Here is a 20,759-nt window from a genome sequence, read left to right as displayed (position 1 = left end):
ATGAAAAATGGCAGTGTTTTAAGTAAAGCCTTAGCAAAATTCTCTCCTAATAACACAAAAGCAAATGTAACTTTTAAGCTTGGTGACTTAGGTAGCAACGACAGAGCCTTAACTCAATGGCCAGATGAAAATGGTACGATTATAATCACACTCAATACTAATAGTACATCAAATAAAAGAGTAGACTATAACCCGAATATTTTTGTGGCTAATACAATAATTCATGAGGTCATACATGCTGAATTTTTAAGGCAAATATTAAACGAAATAGGGTTAGATCAAATACCTAATTTAACACCAGAAGAAGCTATTGCCTCACTAGAAAACGGTGATCGGCATATTATTTATGAATATTACCGAGTAACAAAAGACTGGAGTCATAACTTCATGGCTGACTATTATAGAGATACATTTGCACGCGCAACACAAGAATTTGATACAGGTATAGCTGTACCTGATAATGAAGAGCCTGCTCAAATATATAAAGATGTTGCATGGCTGGGCTTGATGAATTTTCCTGGACAAGAAGCGACAATAATTGCATTCGATCAGCTTCTAAATAGTGAAAAAAACCGTATAATAGCAGTTCTTAATGATCTGCTAGATGATAATGCTAACGAAACATGTACTCAATAATGAAACCAAAACTAATAATTAGCATCTTCATTCTTTTTCTATTACTTTCTTGTAGTGGGCAAGAAGAAATCAATGTTTTGTTTGAAAATGGCAAAACGGTTGAATATACAATGAAAAGACTTGATACTTTTCATAAACACAAATGTAAAACGAAAAAACTAACCGATGTTAAAACACAAGTTACTTTCAAAATTTGCAATGAATATTTTGTGAGCGATAAAGCTACTGGTATTATCTCCATAGCAAATAAAGGTTTTCAAAAAAGTAATCCCATTAGCTTAAAAGATTTTTTAGAAAATTATTCTCATTTACGTGGTGCTATAAAAGAGAATAAAGTTTTTTTTTATGAAAAAAGCGATAGTAATACCTATCAAAGATATTCAGTTAAGTGGAGTAAAGACTTTAGGCATTACGAGCCGTCTCAAGGAAAATTTGAAAAATTTTAACCTAAAACCCTATCACTTTATCAAGAGCATCATCAGTTTCTTTGTGCATAAAATTTTGTTGATAGTTTATGGTTGTGGTGATCGATGAATGACGATAGAGCTTTTGGAGCATTTGTATCGGAATGGTGTCGCCTGCAATATTACCAAAACTATGACGGGCAATATGCATCGAAAGCTTTTTATCAATCTCTGCCTTTTTTGCAATTTGACATAAATAAAGATTGAGGCTTTTGGTGGCATTCTTTGTTACACGCAATACATCTTTGGGATTGCTTTTATTAGCCTTAGTGAGCTTGGGAAAGATATAGCCTTTATTGTGTTTTTTCTTCTTTTTATAGGCTGATAAAATATCATTCATTTTATCGCTGATCTTTAATGAGAGCGTTTTCTGATTTTTATTGTGTTCTATTAATTTGATAAACACTTAAAGTCTTTAAATACAGGGAGTTTAAGGTTAACAGATGTTAATTATCACTACTCTTAGGATCTAGTGCCTCACGGTGTGAAGGTTCGAGTCCTTTCACCCGCACAACAACCAAAAGCCGAAGTTCTAAACTTCGGCTTTTTTTATTGGATAAAACTAAAGTAGTAGCTTTATATGTATCTTTTTAAGATACAATTCTTGTATTTAGATTTTATAATTACTTAGCGTAAATTGTTGTTTTTTAATATTCTTTACAAATGAATTAGTCGTTTGTTTTATGGTATTCCCGTAATAGGTTTTGGTTTTAAATGTTTAATTTATAGATCATTAACCAATAAATTTAAAAACATTAAAAAAATTACATTATTCAGCGCATTATTTTTTACTGCTATTTGCTTTTCTCAAGTTATAGCGTTGCCCGTTCCTCGAAATCAATCTTTCAATAGTGTACAATCAACAATAAACAATCCAATACCGCAACAATTTGGTACTCAAGAAATTTTTAGATTCAGACCTGGTTTAGTAACTCAATTGCAAAAAGGAAATGCTTTTGATTTTAATAATAGTCGATGGTTTTCTATTGGTAGTTTAAGTACAGGTAGTCAAAATGTATATGGCTTACGTTTTCAATTGGAAAACAAAGCAATTACGATGGGTTATCAAGATTTGGGTGATACAAATCCTAGAATTCAATGGATTGGCGCTGGTGCTGCTTCCACAAGTTCTTTAGAATTTAGAGCCGCAAATAGTTTTACATCTACTAATTCTACATTGGTAGCAACGATGACCAATGATGGAAGAACCTATTTTGGAGACCCATTAGCTGCATTTGACACAAAAGTTAGTATTGATTATACTGAAGTTAGTGGCGCTTCTTCGCGTGTGGGCTTAACTTTAGAAACTGATGCTAGTCAAAATGGTGTTTTTACCACAGCAATAAGGTCAGTAAATAATGCCGGAGGTTTTATTAAAACTGGTTTAGATATTGAAAGTACTACTGGATCTAGCTTCGAAAATACAGGCATTAATGTTCGTGTAAATAAAGGAACTCAAAATACTGGAGTAAGAGCATTTGCAACAGATAATGGTAGTGATGGCCCAACGTATGGTATTTTTGGATCAGTAGCTAGTACGGCTGATGTTAGAGTTCCTGCTTTTGGAGCAGCTATTTATGGCACTTCATCAACAGAGTCAAATCGATTTGCGGGTTATTTTAACGGAAATGCTGTGGTTACAGGATCATTTTCATCGGGTTCTGATCGAAAATTAAAACAAGATATTAAAGTTGAGGATAAAATGTTAGAAAAATTAGCTCAGATAGATGCTGTAAACTACACATTTAAGCCGAACGATCAATTAAATCTTCCTGCCAATTTACAGCATGGTTTTATAGCGCAAAATATTGAAGAGGTTTTTCCTGAATTAGTAACAACGATTAACAAACCTATTTTAGATAAAGACAACAAGCAACTTGGTGTCTACGAATACAAAGCGGTAAATTATATTGGATTGATTTCAATTTTAGCGTCAAGTTTACAAGAATTAAATGAAACATCAACTGCAAGAATAGATGAGTTAGATGCACAAAATGAAGCATCAACTGAAAGGATAAATGAATTAAATGAAAGAATAAATGCCCTAGAAACTAAATTAGGTACTCAGAATGATACTAGTGATTTAGGATTTTCAATGGAGCAAAACAAACCAAATCCTTTTACTAATCAAACAGTTATTAACTATACATTGCCAAAAAATACCAGTGCAACAATATCTGTTGTTGATTTATCAGGAAAGCTTATAAGAGATTATAATCTATCAAGCGAAAAAGGACAATTGACCATAAATTCAAGCGAAATTGGAAAAGGTATATTTGTGTATGCGCTCATTTCAGATAATGAAGTAGTGATTACAAAAAAGATGATTGTAAGATAAATTATATCACATATTATAAAATTTATAAATAAAAGCCGAAGTTGAAAAACTTCGGCTTTTTTAGACACTATCCTAAAAAGTGTTTTAAATAAGGATAGTTTTTTGAGTATTATTCACTTTAAGATTCTAATTTTTTATATTTTCAATAATCTCTTTTGCTGGTGGAGGTGTTTTTTGTGGAATAGCAATCCTTAAATTTTGCTCTCTATGATAATAAATAACATTGATAGGATATTTATTTTTATAATCATTTTGCGTATTACAATTAGTTTTATCAAATTTACTAATACCTTTTCTTTTGGCTAAATTAGTCCATAAAAATTTATACGCTTTTCTTATTTCGTTGTAAACCTCTATGATTTTATGATGATTTTTGATATCTAATTTATTTTGGATTGCAATTGTAGCCTTTAAAGGATTCTCGGATGAGTCTGGTTGTCTATTGCCTTTACAATAGTCACAGTTATTACCACCATTATCTAGGAATTGTATTAGTATTTCCGATAATCTATTTAGTTTAATAAATTCAGTTCCAAAGCTAGTTTTAATCAATATATTATCATTATCGATAACTATTTTAAATACATTTTTAGATTTTATAATAAATTTATCGAGTTTTTTTCCGTTTTTAAAGGCTTCTCCGTCTTTATTAAAGAATATTTCATTGATTGGAGCTTGGCAAGCGAAACCAAAAAATAATTTTTGAAATTTATATTTGTGACTACTATCTTTTTTCTTGACTAGTTCATAATGAGGACTATACTTTTCTTTATTCTTGGCATTTATCAAACTATTAGTAGCTGTAAGAAGCTTAGGAGTGTTTATTTTATATGTTTTGGCAAACTCTTTCTGAAAGTAAGGATTGTATTTTGGATTATTCATTTTTCCAATTGCATAGGCTAAATCTAAATCAGAATAATTTACATCACATCCTTTTACCCATCCTACTTTGCCTTGAAAATTAATCACTCTGAATATAAAACCACATTGCTCATTTCTTAGGATGTCAAATACAGACAAATATAAGCGATAACCTTTAATTCCGTTAGTCGAAACATTCATAACTTTAGTTAACTTATCACTGGTGTATAATTTATAATTATTTCCTTTTGGTTTTATACTCATTATTCCAAAAGGGACTCCAGCAGCCATTATTGAGTTGATAATCTTTTTTTCTTCAGAAGGAGTTTGTGCATTTACTGATGTAAGAAATAAGGAAACTAAAAGTAATGTAAGTTTTTTCATAATTCACTTGAGTTTAATTTCTAAGAAATCGTGTTGTAAATATATAATTTTTTTAATTATGTCGTTTTGGTGAATTCCTGTTTTATTACAACTTCCTATTATTTGAAAATTAGATGTTATTTTCAATCATAACTTATCTATGTGCGGATATATTTTTTGCTTTTTTTATGCAATACATTCTCCAAATTTTCTTTGCGATTTCCTCAATGTTTTTGACATTACTTTGTCATTAATGCAATACTTCCACTTTATAAAATACTGATCTTTAATGATTTATTTTTACGGTTATACCGTAATTTTGTTTAACTACTGAAGATTATCTTTAAACAAAATTAACTTTAATACATAAATATGAAAAAAATTACGTTATTTTTTGCAGTGCTTTTTACTGCAATTAGTTTTTCGCAAAACAAGTCAAATGGTCCTGTAGCAACTTCTATAACATCTCCTAGTTCTTCAACAGGAGAAACATTCAGATTTGACTCTGGTTTGGTGACACAATTAGATTCTGGAACCAATTTTGGCTTTACAAATAGTCGCTGGTTTTCTCTCGGTAGCTTAAACACAGGTTCTCAAACAGTGTACGGTTTACGTTTTCAATTGCCAAATAAAGCGTTAACTATGGGATATCAAAGTCTAAGTGATATCAACCCAAGACTTCAATGGATTGGAGCTGGCTCTTCCGCAGGAACCGATTTCGAATTTAGAGTTGCAAATAGCTTTACATCCACAAACTCAACATTAGTGGCAACAATGACCAATGAAGGAAATACCTTTTTTGGAGATCCGTTAACTACAAATACGACTAGAGTAGGAGTAGATTATGGTGATGTTGGTAGTATTCGTACTGGTGTAACGGCTCAAAACGTTTCTACTGTAAATGCGTATATAGCTACAGGATTCAAGTCAATAAATGAAATTGGTGGATATCGAAAAATTGGTCTGGATGTTATTGGTACTAGTGCCAGTGGTTCAGCTTATGATAACATAGGTGTTAATGTTCGTTTAAATGGAGCATCTGTTAATAGAGGTGTCTATGCATCTGTAACTGGTAGTACTACTGGAACTACGTATGGAGTTGCTGGGTTTATTTCAGGTCAAAGTGGTACAACGCCAACTGGTTTTGGAGCTGCAATTTATGGGAGTTCTCCAGCTAGCACTAATAGACATGCAGGTTATTTTAACGGAAATGTTGTTGTGAACGGAACTTTTACTGCTTCCGATAGAAAATTAAAAGAAAACATTAAGTCGGAAGAAAATATATTAGACAAGTTAGCGCAATTAGATGCAGTTACGTATACATTTAAAGCAAACGAACATTTAAACTTACCGACAGAAATACAACACGGATTCTTAGCGCAAAATATGGAAGAAGTTTTTCCTGAATTGATCACGACCATCAATAAGCCTATTTTTGATAAAGAAAATAAAGAAACTGGTACGTATGAATACAAAGCGGTAAATTATGTTGGAATGATTTCAATTTTAACGTCAAGCTTGAAAGAGTTAAAAGAAGAATCAACAGCTAATATGGAAAAGCTGAAGGAAGAATCGGAAGCTAACATTAATGCGTTAAATGAAAAAGTAGCTTATTTAGAAAGCCAGATAGAAGCAATTACTAACGGAGAAACTAGATTAGGTAGTCAGAATGATACTGACGATTTAGGATTTTCAATGGAGCAAAACAAACCGAATCCTTTTACAAATCAATCTGTTATTAACTATACTTTGCCAAAAAATACGAGGGCAACAATTTCTGTTGTTGATTTATCGGGAAAGTTTATAAGAGATTATGATTTGTCAAGTGAAAAAGGACAATTGACCATTAATTCAAGCGAAATTGGAAAAGGAATCTTTGTATATGCACTTATTTCAAATAATGAAGTAATTCTTACTAAAAAGATGATTATTAAATAAATGATGCCTACTTTTTATGTAGTGAATTTACAACATAGAAAACAAGATATGCTACAGCTCAAAATTTGGTGTTGTTAGTGACTTATAATTTACAAATGAAGAAAGCTGAGATTTAAAAATCTTGGCTTTTTTTAATCTTACAGAAATACTATTTAATGTGTTGAATTTTCTTCCTTTGATTTTTAGCGTGACCATCTAAATTTCTTCTTTGCATTCTGTTTTCAAGCCTAATTTATGGAGATAGTGAAAATGTTAAGAAAAACATAAATATCTGATTTTGTGTTAGTTTTATGGTTTTACCGTAGTTTTGTTTAATCTTTTACAATTATCTTTAAACAAAATTAACTAATAAAAATCAAAACCATGAAAAAAATCACATTACTTATTGCATTACTTTTTACAGTAATAACTTACGCTCAAACTCCTATTCCAGTACCTATAGATGATATTATTATACCGATTGCTCTTCCTCAAAATCAATCTGCAAATAGTGTGAAAAGTGTAATAAATAGTCCAATTCCTCAACAATTTAGTGGAGGAGAAATTTTTAGATTTAGACCTGGTTTAGTGACACAATTAGATTCAGGAAATAATTTTGGTTTTACCAACAGTAGATGGTTTTCTATAGGTAGACTAAATACGGGAAGTCAAAATGTATATGGTTTCCGTTTTCAGCTGCCAAATAGAGCCTTAACAATGGGATATCAAGATATAAATGACACAAACCCAAGACTGCAATGGATTGGTGCTGGTTCTTCCGCAGGAACTGACTTTGAATTTAGAGTCGCAAACAGTTTTACATCTACAAGCTCAACATTAGTAGCAACAATGACGAATAATGGTAGCACCTTTTTTGGAACTCCATTAAGCACAACAGAAGCAAAAGTGGGAATTGATTATAGCAATATCTCAGGTTCAACGCGTACAGGTTTATTTTTACAAAACACTGGCGGTTCAGGAAGTTATCATACTGCAATCAAATCAGTCAATAATAAAGCTGTTTATGTAAAAACGGGTATGGATATTCAAAGTAGCGGATCTTCGTACGGTAATACAGGAATCAATGTAAGACTTAGTGAAGCATTTTATAACACAGGAGTAAGTACATCTGTAACGGGTAGTAGTAATGGAAGTACCTATGGTGTTCGTGGGTTTATTTATGGTCCTAGTGGCACTACTCCTATTGGTTTTGGAGCAGCTATTTACGGTAGTTCGGCAACAACTAGTAACCGACACGCAGGTTATTTTAACGGAAATGTGGTGGTAACTGGTTCGTTTTCTTCAGGATCTGACAGGAAATTAAAACAAGATATTGAGAGCGAAAAGAATGTATTAGACAAATTAGCTCAAATTGATGCAGTAACATATACTTTTAAGGAAAATGATCAATTAAATCTTCCTTCTGAATTACAACATGGATTTATAGCACAAAATATAGAAGAAGTTTTTCCAGAGTTAGTTTCAACAATCAAGAAGCCAATTTTTGACAAAGACAACAAACAAGTAGATCAATACGAGTATAAATCAGTAAATTATCTTGGAATGATTTCAATCTTAACTTCAAGTTTAAAAGAACTAAACGAAGAAGCTACAGCAAGTATCAATGAATTGAACGAGAAAGTAGCACTTTTGGAAAGTCAGATAGAAGACATGAAAAATGAAGCTGGATCTAGCAAAGAAAACAAATTAGGGAATCAAAATGATACGAATGATGTAGGATTTTCAATGGAACAGAACAAGCCAAATCCTTTTACAAATCAATCCGTAATTAACTATACTTTACCAAAAAACACAAGAGCTACCATTTCAGTTGTTGACTTATCAGGAAAGTTTATAAGAGATTATGATTTGTCAAGTGAAAAAGGACAGTTAACTATAAATTCAAGTGAAATTGGAAAAGGGATTTTTGTATATGCACTTATCTCAGATAATGAAGTAATAATTACAAAAAAGATGATCATCAAATAAATTCTATAAAACTTAGAAATCATAAAATGAAAGCCGAAGTTGTAATGACTTTGGCTTTTTTTGTGCAATATATTCTCCAAATTTTCTTTGCGATTTCTTCAATGTTTTTGACATTCCTTTGTCATTAATGCAACACTTCCATTTTATAAAATACTGATCTTTAATGATTTATTTTTACGGTTATACCGTAATTTTGTTTAACTATTTAGCAATATCTTTAAACAAATTAACTTAAACTTTTAAACCATGAAAAAATTTACTTTTTTATTAGCATTACTTTTTGTCGCAACTTCTTTTGCGCAAAACCAATCATCAGGATCAGTTTTCTCTTCAATTTTCAATCCAATTCCGCAACAATTTGGCGGACAAGAAATTTTTAGATTTCAACCAGGACTAGTCACACAATTAGACGCAGGAACCGCTTTTGACTTTAGTACAAGCCAGTGGTTTTCTATCGGTAAACTAAATACGGGAAGTCAACAAGTATTTGGATTACGCTTTCAATTGAAAAATAGAGCCCTAACAATGGGATATCAAGACACAGGAGATGTAAATCCTAGAATACAGTGGATTGGCGATTCGTTTGCTTCTGGAACTGATTTAGAGTTCAGAGTAGCCAATAGTTTTATATCTACAGGTTCAACGTTAGTTTCAACGATGACCAATGACGGGAAAACTTATTTTGGTGCACCACTTGCGTCTAACGAGCCAAAAGTAGGAATTGATTATAGTGATTCGCCAAGCAGCACAAAAACAGGTCTTATTGTGCAAAACAATTCGTCTTCAGGATCATACTTCACCGGAATTAAAGCAATCAACAATTTATCTGGATACATAAAAACAGGTATTGAAGTACAAAGTGCAGGTTCTTCTTATTTATCTACTGGAGTTAGTGTAAGAACTAGCGGAACATATCAAAATACGGGAGTAACAGCATCAATAACAGGTACTAGTAATGGTGGTTCGTATGCCATTCGCGGATCAATACCTACTACAGGAACTGGTTTTGGAGCAGCTATTTACGGTAGTTCAGCATCACTTACAAATCGATATGCCGGATATTTCAATGGAGATGTTTTTGTAACAGGAATGTTTACTGTTTCAGATAAAAAACTAAAAGAAAATATCAAGGCTGAAGAAAATGTCCTTGAAAAATTAGCGCAATTAGAATCTGTGACTTACAACTTTAAGCAAAACGAGCACCTAAATTTACCAAGTGAATTACAACATGGATTTTTAGCGCAAAATATTGAAGAGGTTTTTCCTGAATTGATAACTACAATTAACAAACCTATTGTAGATAAAGATAACAAGGAAACTGGAAGCTACGAGTACAAAGCGGTAAATTATATTGGAATGATTTCAGTATTAACTTCTAGTTTAAACGAAATGAACGAGAAAGTTATTTCTTTAGAAAGTGAAATAGAAAACTTGAAAAGAGAAAATCTTGCTAAAAAAGAAGATGACATTAAGGAAATTGGGTTCTCAATGGAGCAAAACAGACCAAATCCTTTTACAAACCAAACAACAATTAACTTCACATTGCCAGATAATGCAAAAGCAACCATCTCTGTTTTTGACATGTCAGGGAAGTTTATAAGAGATTACAACTTATCAAGCCAAAAAGGACAAGTGGTAATTAGTTCAAGCGAAATTGGAAAAGGAATGTTTATTTACAGCTTAGTTTCTAATGGAGAAATTATGATCTCTAAAAAGATGATTGTAAAATAATCAGTACTACATAAATTTTTAAAACAAATATTAACTTTAATAAATCAAAATCATGAAAAAAAGAGAAATTAAAAAAATCGCATTCAAAAAAAGTATTGTATCTAACTTGACTGCTGGAAGTTTAAAAGGAGGAACTAGAACTTCAAACCTTTGTTCCGTAATATGTACACAACAATGTCCGCCTATGTCTGACGGTTGCTTTACGTTAAACAATGCTAGCGCATGTAAATGTAAATAATACATGAAAATTGAGGGTTAAAATCCTATAATGAAAAGCATCTTCAGAACTGGAGATGCTTTTTTATTTTAAAAAAAATAACAGCTAATGAAACGTTAATTAAGGTAAACCCGTAATGCATGCAAACTAAAATTTTTTATCTTAAAAATTCATCAAAAAACATTTTATCATGAAAAAAAAGAGCATCAAAAATTTATCATTAAACAAAAAATCAATTTCTAATTTACATGCGCATCAAAACACTGGAGGTACGCTTAATACGATCCGATATTGTATTCGTACTTTCGTAGATGCAAACGGAAATAACATCTGTTTACGAACAGTTAACTGTGAGCGCACAAAACAACCTGGTTGTGTAAACACCAATGAAGTAGATACAAATACGTATCCAATTTGTTAAAAACAAGCAAATTATAATACAAACAAAAAGCTTCTCCAATTGGAGAAGCTTTTCAATTTTTTGTGTGGGACACTAGTTGTTATTTCCCTCCTACTTTCTTTAATTTATCGGCAGCAGCTTTCTTTGCGTCTTCCATTTTATTTTTAGCGGCGTCTTTAGCAGCGTCCATCTTAGCTTTGGCAGCATCTTTAGCGGCGTCCATTTTATCTTTGGCAGCATCTTTTACATTCTCAACAGCGTTTTCAGCACCTTCTTTTGCGTCATTTGCCATATTTTTCACACCATCTTTTGCCGTTTCAACAGCATTTTTTGTTCCTTCTTTTGCATCGCTAAGCATTTCTTTTCCTTTTTCCATAGCACCATTGGCTGCTTCTTTTACAGCTTCCTTACCTTCTTTCACTAGCTCTTTTCCAGTTTCTTTTGCCTTTTCAGTTCCTTTTTTTACTTCTTCACAAGAAGTCATTCCAATCATTAAAGCAACAACAAGTGAAGCTTTTAAAACTAATTTTTTCATCTCTTTATCTATTTATTGTTAATTGTATGGCAATGTTAAGATTTCTTTTATGGATTCACAAAGAATGTTTTGACATCTTTTTAACATTCTACAAAATTATCAATTAAACAGTTAAAAGGTGTTTTATCTAAAGTTTTAGTTTTTTTGATAGATATTCTATAATAATTTTACTTGCATTTCCATTGGCATGAACGTAATCATGGTTAATCTTACCAACAGCATCTTTAAAATTAGCATCTTCAAGTAAACGTATCATTGTATTCTCAAATGCTATTTGAGATTTTATAGAAAGCACACCGCCAAGTTTTACCAAATCTTCCGCTTCCTTAAATCCTGTGTATGTTTTTCCAATCACAACAGGAATTCCAAAAACAGCGGGTTCAAGTGTATTATGTAGACCTGTATTTCCCATACCGCCGCCAACGTACGCAATATCTGCATAACTATATACTTTGGTCAAAATACCAATGGTGTCTATAATAAAAACATCAAACTGACTTAGATCGCTATGTTGCTCCATTTCTGAAAACAAAACAGTCGATTTTGAAATGCTCTTTTTTAATTTTTCAATTTCTTGAGATTTAATATTGTGCGGCGCAATGATGAATTTGCAGTTTTCGGTTGAAGCATTCACAAAAGGAACAAAAATAGCTTCATCTTCTGACCAACTGCTTCCAATGACGATACTAGTGGTATTATTTTTAAATTCTTCTATGAAAGAAAGTGAATTGTCTCGCTCCAAAATTTCTAAAACTCTATCAAAACGTGTATCGCCACTTATGGTAACACTTGTATAGTTGATGTTTTTTAATAGTTGCTGAGACGTTTCATCCTGCACAAAAATATGATTGAATGCATGTAAAGATTTTTGCATCCAGCCACCATAAAATTTAAAAAATACTTGCGATGGTCTAAAAATAGTAGAAATGGAAATGGTATGAATCTGCTGTTTTTTCAGTTCAGCTAAATAATTCGGCCAAAACTCATACTTCACAAAAACGACCAATTCTGGGTGTACAAGTTTAAGAAACTTTCTAACATTAGCTTTCGTGTCCAAAGGTAAATACGTGATTACATCCGCCACAGCGCTATCTTTTTTTACTTCATATCCAGAAGGAGAAAAAAATGTCAACACAAATGTATGATTCGGATAGTTTTCTTTTAAAGCTTCCAACACTGGTAAGCCTTGTTCATATTCGCCCAAAGAAGCGGTGTGAAACCAAATGACCTTATCGTTTGCAGAAATTTGATCGGCTAAAGTCTGAAAAACGGTCTTTCTGCCCGAAACAAAAAGGCCAAGTTTCGTGTTAAATAATGCTACGATTCTAAGAAAGAAACTCGCAATGTAAACCAATATGTTGTAGATAAAATACAAAAGCAATGAGTTTGCTGCTAAAATACATTCTTTCGGGTAAATTCATTGGGTATCGTTCTACAATTTTGTAATATTGTTAGAACAAAAGAAAGATACGAATGAAGAAAATCCAAATGGTCGACCTCAAAGGTCAATACGCACAAATTAAAGACCAAGTTGATCAATCCGTATTAGATGTTATTGCATCTTCAGCATTCATTAACGGACCCGAAGTACACGCATTTCAAGCAGAATTAGAAGCATATTTAGATGTAAAACATGTTATTCCATGTGCTAACGGAACGGACGCGTTGCAAATTGCAATGATGGGACTTGGATTGAAACCTGGAGATGAAGTTATTACTGCCGATTTTACGTTTGCAGCTACTGTTGAGGTAATCGCATTATTACAATTAACACCAGTTTTAGTTGATGTTGAAAAAGATTCTTTCAATATTGATCCAGAAGCAATTCGCAAAGCTATTACACCAAAAACAAAGGCAATTGTTCCTGTACATTTATTTGGACAATGCGCCAATATGGACGCGATTTTAGAAATTGCAAAGGAGCATGATTTGTATGTAATTGAAGACAATGCGCAAGCAATTGGAGCCGATTATACGTTTGCAGACGGAAGCAAGAAAAAAGCAGGCGGAATAGGTCATGTAGCTTCTACTTCTTTCTTTCCTTCAAAAAACTTAGGTTGTTATGGTGATGGTGGCGCTATTTTTACAAACGATGACGATTTAGCACATACCATCAGAGGAATTGTAAATCACGGAATGTATAAACGCTATCATCATGATGTTGTCGGTGTAAATTCTCGATTAGATTCTATCCAAGCAACCGTTTTAAGAGCAAAATTACCACACTTAGATGAATACAACGCAGCACGACAAGATGCCGCACGAAAATACAATGCCGCATTCTATGGAAATGATAAAATAATTACGCCACAAATCTCAAAATCATGCGAAAACCCAATCTGTGCAGGTTGTGATTGTCATGTATTTCATCAATATACATTGCGTGTAACAGGTGTTGATAGAGACGCGTTGGCAAAGCATTTAAACGAAAGTGGAATTCCTTGCGGAGTATACTATCCAATTCCATTACATGCGCAAAAAGCATACAAAGATGAACGTTACAATGAGGCAGATTTCCCTGTGACAAATCAGTTGATAAAAGAAGTAATTTCGTTGCCAATGCACACAGAGTTAGATGATGAACAAATAGCATTTATCACAAAAACTGTTTTAGATTTTGTAAACGGATAAAACCCAAATTTGAAAAAAATATTAGTAACTGGCGGATTAGGTTATATTGGCTCTCACACAGTGGTAGCCTTGCAATTGGCAGGATTTGAAGTTGTAATTATTGATGACTTGTCCAATTCGTTAGAAACAGTTTTACAAGGAATTAAGCGAATTACAGGAATCTTACCTGCGTTTGAAAAATTAGATTTACGCGACAAACAAGCAACAATTTCATTCTTCAAAAAACACGATGCCATTAACGGAATTATTCACTTTGCAGCCAGTAAAGCGGTTGGCGAAAGTGTACAAAATCCGTTGTTATATTACGAAAACAATCTATCGACTTTAATCACAATTTTACAACAAATTCAGTACAAAGAACACATTTCGTTCATCTTTAGTTCTTCATGTACGGTTTACGGTCAAGCCGAAAAAATGCCAATATCTGAAAACGCGCCTGTACAACAAGCATTTTCTCCGTATGGAAACACCAAACAAATTGGCGAAGAAATATTGTATGATACTGCTAAAATAGCAAAAGGATTACAGGTAATTTCTTTGCGATATTTTAATCCGATTGGTGCACATTCAAGTATTGAAATAGGTGAGTTGCCAGATGGCGTTCCACAAAATTTAGTACCTTTTATTACACAAACTGCAATTGGATTGCGAGAAGAATTATCCGTTTTCGGGAACGATTATCCTACTAAAGACGGTACTTGCATTCGTGATTATATTCATGTAGTTGATCTCGCGAAAGCGCATGTAACCGCATTAAAAAGATTACTTGATGAAAGTCATGAAGCTTCGTTTGAAGTATTCAATATTGGAACCGGAACAGGAAGTTCTGTGCTAGAAGTCATTGAAAGTTTTGAACGTGTCAGTCAACAGAAACTCAACTATAAAATTGTAAATAGGAGAGAAGGCGATGTAATTTCTGCGTATGCAGATACGACCAAAGCGAATACAATTTTAGGTTGGAAAGCAACATCGACACTTGATGAAGCCATGCTTTCTGCTTGGAAATGGGAACAGAAAATCAGAAAAACCAAATAAACTAACCATAAAGACAACCAAATGAAAAAACTACTCATTCTATGCTTGAGTATGTTGTGTACGACCATTATGATGGCACAAGATACATATTTGTATTGCGGAAAAATTATTGATACCGAAAGCGGAAAAGTGCTCACTGAAAAGACAATTATTATTTCTGGAAACAAAATAATAGGTGTTGCAAATGGGTATTTACAGCCTAAAAAAGCAAATATCACTATGATTGATTTAAAGTCAAAAACGGTGATGCCAGGACTAATTGATATGCACGTTCATATAGAAAGTGAAACCAATCCGAAAGCATATTTAGAAAAATATACACTAAACGATTCAGATGTAGCGTTTCGCTCTGTAGGTTTTGCAGATGCAACATTGCAAGCAGGATTTACAACCGTACGCGATTTGGGCGGAACAGGCGTAAATATTTCATTACGTAACGCAATTAATCAAGGAAGAATTGATGGGCCACGAATTTTTACCGCCGGGAAAGCATTGGCAACTACTGGTGGACATGCCGATCCGACAAACGGAAATCGTAAAGAAATTATTGGCGATCCAGGACCAAAAGAAGGTGTGGTTAATAATGTAAGTGATGCTAAAAAAGCAGTGCGTCAACGTTATAAAAACGGTGCAGATGTAATTAAAATTACAGCAACTGGTGGCGTGTTAAGTGTTGCTAAAAGCGGAAGTAATCCGCAATTTACGGTAGAAGAAATCAAAGTGATTTGCGAAACGGCTAAAGATTACGGAATGCATGTAGCAGCACACGCACATGGAGACGAAGGAATGCAACGCGCTATAATTGGTGGCGTGAAAACCATTGAACACGGAACGTTGATGAGTGACGAAACCATGGAATTGATGAAAAAGCACGATGCATATTTGGTTCCGACAATTACAGCAGGAAAGGAAGTAGAAGCCAAAGCGAAAATAAAAGGATATTACCCAGATATTATTGTGCCGAAAGCATTGGCAGTTGGACCAAAAATTCAAGGAACATTTGCAAGAGCCTATAAAAAAGGTGTTGGAATTGCTTTTGGAACAGACGCAGGCGTATACAAACACGGACTAAACGGAAAAGAATTCGGTTTTATGGTAGAAGCAGGAATGCCAGCCATAGAAACGATTCAAGCTGCTACGGTTACCAATGCTAAAATTCTAGGAATGGAAGATCAATTAGGACAATTGAAAGAAGGCTTCTTAGCAGATATTGTTGCGGTTGATGGAGATCCTACAAAAAACATTAATACGATGGAAAATGTGACGTTTGTCATGAAAAATGGAAAGATATACAAGCAATAAGCTTTTATATATAGAATAGAAAAAGGGAAGTAAATTCATATCTACTTCCCTTTTTTTATAATTAGGTTCTCCTAAAAAGGTGGAAAAGGACAGTTCCAAGGAATATCAGTTGGGCATATCCAAGCCGATGGACAGGCATCAATTACTGATGTACAGGTGTCTGTAAGTTTAATTCCTCCTTTAAGATGTCTGTTCTCTAAATTAGAAATCGAATTCTTGCGAAGCTTTAATGATTTTACATTTCTTTTTTTCATGACTTAGTATTTTGGTTAAGAATACTTTTAAGTTATAAAAACCATGAAAGAATTTGGTATGGGAATACCGTAGTTAACATTTTGATATATCTTTATTGAAACTAAAAAATAAAATTTGAAAAGAATAATTAGTATAGGCGTAATTCTCGCAGTATGCGCATACATTTTGTTTTTTATACAAACAGAAATTGTTGTATTGTGGAATTTGAATTCTATAACAATTCAGACAGAAACGCCTTTACAAAAAGAAAAAGTTACCGTCGAATATAGAATGAATTTTGGATTTTATGAAGATGGCTCTAAGAATTCTAAGAAGATAAATGAGCTGTTAATTTTTGATGGAACTACGACAAAAACAATCCCTAATAATTATGGCGAGAATGATTTTGTAATTAGTTATGGAAATGAATATTATGTTCGTTTTAGTCACTTTAAAACAAATTGGCGACATCAACATGATTACATATTCTATCTTTATAAAAAAGAAGATGAACTTTATGTAAAAGTTACGATTGAAGGAGTTGATGACATGAGTTTTGAAATGAAAATGAAACTAATACCCATAAAAAAACCTAGCAAGCGCTAGGTTTTGTAAGTTATGACAAAGAAACTTCTTTTCGTTTGATAAAGGAAATAATCAACAGTCCTGTGCCCAGCATAACGGAGACATCTGCCATATTGAAAATTCCTGTTTTAAAAATTCCGCCCAAATCTATATGCATAAAATCGGTTACAGAACGATATAAGATACGATCGTATAAATTTCCAATTCCGCCACCAATAATACAGCACAAACCAAAAATCATATAGCGATCTAAGTCTGTGTTGATGATAATCATTCGCAGAATAAAAAGTAATACAGCAATTGGTAAAATGATTAAAAAGATGGCTTTCAAAATCGGACTTTCCACTGAAGATAAAAATCCTAGAAAAGCACCTTTATTTTCAGTCTTCATCAATACGACATACTCGCCAATTACAGAAATACGTTCCGTTGCATCAATATGCGTTCTTGCTACTGATTTTGAAACTTGATCGCAACCAACGTTTATTAAAATCAGTCCAACAATTAATAGTATTCGCAATGATCTTGACATTTTCATAGTAATATTTTATTCGTTTCCGAAAGTAGCACCTTCAGCAGTTACAGAACGATCAATTTTACGTAACAATCCTTGCAATACTTTTCCAGGGCCTACTTCTGTAAAATGTGTAGCGCCATCGGTAATCATTTGTTGTACCGATTGTGTCCACTTTACAGGAGCCGTTAACTGCGACATTAAATTTTTCTTAATCTCACTTGGATCTGTCACAGCCGTAGTTGTTACATTTTGATAAATAGGACAACTTGGTGTATTAAAAACAGTGTTTTCAATTGCTGCGGCTAATTCTTCACGAGCTGGTTCCATTAAAGGAGAATGAAAAGCACCACCAACTGGTAAAACCAATGCGCGTCTTGCTCCTGCTTCTTTTAACGTTTCGCAAGCCGTATTAATTGCCTCAACTTCTCCAGAAATTACAATTTGTCCTGGACAGTTATAATTTGCGGCTACGACAATTCCGGCAGTTTCCTGGCATATTTTTTCAACTACTTCATTGTCTAAGCCTAAAACGGCAGCCATTGTACTTAGTTTAATTTCACAGGCTTTTTGCATTGCTAAAGCACGTTGTGAAACCAATTTTAATCCATCTTCAAAGGTTAATGCTCCATTGGCAACTAATGCAGAAAGTTCTCCTAACGAATGTCCTGCCACCATTTCTGGTTGAAATTTGTCTCCCAAAACTTTACTTAGAATTACCGAATGTAAAAAGATGGCTGGTTGCGTAACTTTCGTTTGCTTTAAATCTTTCGCAGAACCTTCAAACATGATATCTGTAATATGAAATCCTAAAATGCCATTGGCATCTTCAAAAAGGTGTTGTGCTATATCAGAATTCTCATAAAGGTCTAATCCCATTCCTGAAAATTGAGCACCTTGCCCTGGAAATATATATGCTTTCATTATATAAGTCTTTAAACTTTCTTATAAATTAAGAAAAAGTGTTTATGTATATTTTTGGCAAAAGTAAAGAATTTTCCGAGAACAGGTGTTTGTTACTATATTTTCTGAATACTTTACTTAATCAATTTTCTTTTTCTGTTCAATATTGATTTTTGATGCTGGCGGAATTCTCTTTTTTAAGAATAGTATTTGCCCTAAGTGACTTGATTGATGTTCCATGACATGAAACCAATAGTAGTGATTGTTAGATTCACGTGAAGCATTGGTGATTTGCAGCCAAGAGTCGTCTCTTTTTTTGAGTTCAGCTAATGTAACAGCGCGGACTTCTCTGTAAATGTTTAGGTAATATTCTACGTCATGACCTTTATAAGTTTCTCTTCCTGCATCATCAAGACTTAGTGCTGGTCCCCAAAATTTTTCCTCTTCTTCATTAAAGCCTCTATTTTCAAACGTATACAATTGATATATTTTTTCAGCCGCAGCTAAATGCATAATCAACGCACCAATAGAATTTGCTTTTTCATCATGTAAATGGTCTAGCTCTCGTTGATCAAGATTTTTAACAGTTCTTTCTACACGATGGCTAAGATTATTTAGCATAGAAACTAAAGTTCCAATTTGTGGTGTATAGCCTTCGCGTTCACCTATGATTTTAGTTTTAATTATTTTGATATCACTTCCAATAATACACAATGATAGATTTTTAGAGGGATCATCTTTTACAAGGGAGAAACTAAACTTTTCATTTTTAGGATTTCGTAACGCAATATCATTGTGGTCCCAATCACGCACTGTTTTACCAACAATTGTTTTTTCAAAATCATAATTGTCAAGTTTGATTTCATCAAATTTCCCTGTAGCTTTATTTTCAACAAATAACTTTACATTATCAAAATAAAATTTACCATTAAACAGGCAAAGTCCTCCAAAATTTAATGATTCAGAGTTTTTATCAATATAACCATTAATTACATACGTATCCCATGTGTTAGTTACAACAGCTCTATCTTGCATATTGTCAAAAAAACCAGTTTCATCATTTTTAGTGTCCACGCGTGCCCAAATACCTGCCCAAGCATCTGGATCATTAGTGTCAACTTTTATGGAAGCAGTAATTTTGAATTTTAATTTTACATCCGTAGACATTTTAATTGACTTAGCAAATAGTGTCCAATATTGATTTTGTGCATGTAGATTGGTGAAAGTGAAAAAGGAGATAACTAAAAAACATATCAGTTGTTTTTTAGTTAAGATAGTAAAGTAATTCATTCGTAAAAAGTTGTTTGGTATTTATACTCTTTCATAGGTGATAAAAGAGAATTCGTAGTCGTGTTTGTCGTCTTTTTTGTGGAATTTATTTGCGATTTCTTTCCAATCTCTCATCTCAATTTCTGGGAAAAAGGTATCACCTTCAAATTCGTGATGTACACGCGTTAATTCAATTTTTGTAGCAAATGGCATTGCTTGTTTGTATATTTCGCCACCACCAATTACAAACGGTTCTGCATCTGCAACTGTTGCAACACTTACGGCTTCTTTCATGGTGTGAACTACAATAACGCCTCTAGGCGCTTTGTAGTTTTTTTGTCGTGTGATGACAATATGTGTTCTGTTAGGAAGTGGTTTTGGGAAACTTTCAAAGGTTTTACGTCCCATGATAATATGATGTCCCGATGTAAGTTTCTTAAAACGTTTTAAGTCATTACTTAAATGCCAAATTAACTGATTGTCTTTTCCGATGACATTGTTTTCAGAAGCTGCAACAATAATTGCCAAACAACTGCGATCAATAATTTCGGGTTCTGGCTCATTTGCTAGTTCGGCTTTTGCTTGTACTTCGGCAACTTTCGTTTCTTGATCTATGAATTTTTGTTTTAATTCTGCAATGCGATTTTCTTGTTGGGCAACCAATGTTTCTAATTGTTTGGCTTCCCAGTTTTTTCCCATGAATTTGTTGGTAACATACACATCAAAAGCATGGAATAAAAAAGCAAATAACCATAGGAAAACTGCCCAAACAAACCATTTTGTTCCAAATAGTGTGGCATCTTCTCCTAAGCCCAATACTACATTTATAAGTACG

The 20,759-nt window shown here is 33.2% G+C and carries 21 protein-coding genes; 12 read left to right on the top strand and 9 right to left on the bottom strand.

From position 1 onward, the window contains the following. Positions 1–636: a hypothetical protein gene (locus AB8B65_RS08115; RefSeq protein ID WP_405300399.1), complete on the top strand. Its 636-nt coding sequence runs from the start codon at positions 1–3 to the stop codon at positions 634–636. Beyond that, positions 636–1,082 (top strand): hypothetical protein, encoded by a 447-nt coding sequence (locus AB8B65_RS08110; RefSeq protein WP_405300398.1) that lies wholly within the window; start codon positions 636–638, stop codon positions 1,080–1,082. Before AB8B65_RS08115 ends, AB8B65_RS08110 begins: the two co-directional genes overlap by 1 nt. A gap of 1 nt (position 1,083) precedes the next feature. Here the strand turns inward: AB8B65_RS08110 and AB8B65_RS08105 are convergent, their stop codons facing one another. Beyond that, entirely contained in the window at positions 1,084–1,506 is a 423-nt protein-coding gene (locus tag AB8B65_RS08105) for a tyrosine-type recombinase/integrase (protein ID WP_405300397.1), read from the bottom strand. A 414-nt stretch (positions 1,507–1,920) separates the two neighbouring features. Here AB8B65_RS08105 and AB8B65_RS08100 point away from each other — a divergent pair, with 414 nt between their 5' ends. Beyond that, on the top strand, positions 1,921–3,438 hold the full coding sequence (locus AB8B65_RS08100; protein ID WP_405300396.1) for a tail fiber domain-containing protein: 1,518 nt from the start codon (positions 1,921–1,923) through the stop codon (positions 3,436–3,438). 126 nt (positions 3,439–3,564) lie between these two features. Here the strand turns inward: AB8B65_RS08100 and AB8B65_RS08095 are convergent, their stop codons facing one another. Next, complete coding sequence (locus AB8B65_RS08095) at positions 3,565–4,683, bottom strand: hypothetical protein (RefSeq protein WP_405300394.1); 1,119 nt, start codon at positions 4,681–4,683, stop codon at positions 3,565–3,567. Positions 4,684–5,034: 351 nt separating this feature from the next. Between AB8B65_RS08095 and AB8B65_RS08090 the strand changes: the two genes are divergently transcribed. The 5 genes from AB8B65_RS08090 (at position 5,035) to AB8B65_RS08070 (ending at position 10,937) form a co-directional block, all read left to right on the top strand. Then, positions 5,035–6,600, top strand: a complete 1,566-nt coding sequence (locus AB8B65_RS08090) for a tail fiber domain-containing protein (protein WP_405300392.1) — start codon at positions 5,035–5,037, stop codon at positions 6,598–6,600. A 363-nt stretch (positions 6,601–6,963) separates the two neighbouring features. Beyond that, positions 6,964–8,568 (top strand): tail fiber domain-containing protein, encoded by a 1,605-nt coding sequence (locus AB8B65_RS08085; protein WP_405300391.1) that lies wholly within the window; start codon positions 6,964–6,966, stop codon positions 8,566–8,568. 246 nt (positions 8,569–8,814) lie between these two features. Continuing rightward, positions 8,815–10,299, top strand: a complete 1,485-nt coding sequence (locus AB8B65_RS08080) for a tail fiber domain-containing protein (RefSeq protein ID WP_405300390.1) — start codon at positions 8,815–8,817, stop codon at positions 10,297–10,299. Between the two features lie 52 nt (positions 10,300–10,351). Continuing rightward, positions 10,352–10,537, top strand: coding sequence for a hypothetical protein (locus AB8B65_RS08075; RefSeq protein ID WP_405300389.1), 186 nt, complete (start codon positions 10,352–10,354; stop codon positions 10,535–10,537). Positions 10,538–10,706: 169 nt separating this feature from the next. Further along, positions 10,707–10,937 carry a hypothetical protein gene (locus tag AB8B65_RS08070; RefSeq protein WP_405300386.1) on the top strand — a complete coding sequence of 77 codons (231 nt, stop codon included), beginning with the start codon at positions 10,707–10,709 and terminating at the stop codon, positions 10,935–10,937. A gap of 79 nt (positions 10,938–11,016) precedes the next feature. Here AB8B65_RS08070 and AB8B65_RS08065 read toward each other — a convergent pair whose 3' ends face one another. Together AB8B65_RS08065 and AB8B65_RS08060 are read right to left on the bottom strand one after the other, a co-directional pair. Further along, positions 11,017–11,451, bottom strand: a complete 435-nt coding sequence (locus AB8B65_RS08065; RefSeq protein ID WP_405300384.1) for a hypothetical protein — start codon at positions 11,449–11,451, stop codon at positions 11,017–11,019. 127 nt (positions 11,452–11,578) lie between these two features. Then, positions 11,579–12,826: a 3-deoxy-D-manno-octulosonic acid transferase gene (locus AB8B65_RS08060; protein WP_405300383.1), complete on the bottom strand. Its 1,248-nt coding sequence runs from the start codon at positions 12,824–12,826 to the stop codon at positions 11,579–11,581. Positions 12,827–12,924: 98 nt separating this feature from the next. Between AB8B65_RS08060 and AB8B65_RS08055 the strand changes: the two genes are divergently transcribed. The 3 genes from AB8B65_RS08055 to AB8B65_RS08045 are packed head-to-tail and all read left to right on the top strand — an operon-like array spanning position 12,925 to position 16,419. After that, positions 12,925–14,082 carry a DegT/DnrJ/EryC1/StrS family aminotransferase gene (locus AB8B65_RS08055; RefSeq protein WP_405300382.1) on the top strand — a complete coding sequence of 386 codons (1,158 nt, stop codon included), beginning with the start codon at positions 12,925–12,927 and terminating at the stop codon, positions 14,080–14,082. 9 nt (positions 14,083–14,091) lie between these two features. Continuing rightward, positions 14,092–15,117 (top strand): UDP-glucose 4-epimerase GalE, encoded by a 1,026-nt coding sequence (gene galE, locus AB8B65_RS08050; RefSeq protein ID WP_405300380.1) that lies wholly within the window; start codon positions 14,092–14,094, stop codon positions 15,115–15,117. Positions 15,118–15,138: 21 nt separating this feature from the next. Further along, positions 15,139–16,419 carry an amidohydrolase family protein gene (locus tag AB8B65_RS08045; protein ID WP_405300379.1) on the top strand — a complete coding sequence of 427 codons (1,281 nt, stop codon included), beginning with the start codon at positions 15,139–15,141 and terminating at the stop codon, positions 16,417–16,419. 71 nt (positions 16,420–16,490) lie between these two features. On the opposite strand, the gene AB8B65_RS08040 is transcribed toward AB8B65_RS08045, so the two are convergent. Then, positions 16,491–16,673: a hypothetical protein gene (locus AB8B65_RS08040; protein ID WP_405300378.1), complete on the bottom strand. Its 183-nt coding sequence runs from the start codon at positions 16,671–16,673 to the stop codon at positions 16,491–16,493. 115 nt (positions 16,674–16,788) lie between these two features. On the opposite strand from AB8B65_RS08040, the gene AB8B65_RS08035 reads away from it, so the two are divergent. Further along, positions 16,789–17,259, top strand: coding sequence for a hypothetical protein (locus AB8B65_RS08035; RefSeq protein ID WP_405300377.1), 471 nt, complete (start codon positions 16,789–16,791; stop codon positions 17,257–17,259). 10 nt (positions 17,260–17,269) lie between these two features. On the opposite strand, the gene lspA is transcribed toward AB8B65_RS08035, so the two are convergent. The 4 genes from lspA to AB8B65_RS08015 form a co-directional block, all read right to left on the bottom strand. Beyond that, entirely contained in the window at positions 17,270–17,776 is a 507-nt protein-coding gene (gene lspA, locus AB8B65_RS08030) for a signal peptidase II (protein ID WP_405300376.1), read from the bottom strand. 9 nt (positions 17,777–17,785) lie between these two features. After that, positions 17,786–18,676 carry an ACP S-malonyltransferase gene (gene fabD, locus AB8B65_RS08025; protein ID WP_405300375.1) on the bottom strand — a complete coding sequence of 297 codons (891 nt, stop codon included), beginning with the start codon at positions 18,674–18,676 and terminating at the stop codon, positions 17,786–17,788. Between the two features lie 117 nt (positions 18,677–18,793). Continuing rightward, positions 18,794–19,945, bottom strand: coding sequence for a DinB family protein (locus AB8B65_RS08020; protein ID WP_405300374.1), 1,152 nt, complete (start codon positions 19,943–19,945; stop codon positions 18,794–18,796). A 21-nt stretch (positions 19,946–19,966) separates the two neighbouring features. After that, the coding region (locus AB8B65_RS08015; protein ID WP_405300373.1) for a dihydrofolate reductase at positions 19,967–20,759 on the bottom strand (793 nt) is incomplete at its 5' end.

The sequence above is a fragment of the Kordia sp. genome (genome assembly GCF_045105435.1).
In the GTDB taxonomy this organism is placed as follows: Bacteria; Bacteroidota; Bacteroidia; order Flavobacteriales; family Flavobacteriaceae; genus Kordia.
This window is presented reverse-complemented; position numbering and strand designations above follow the sequence as displayed.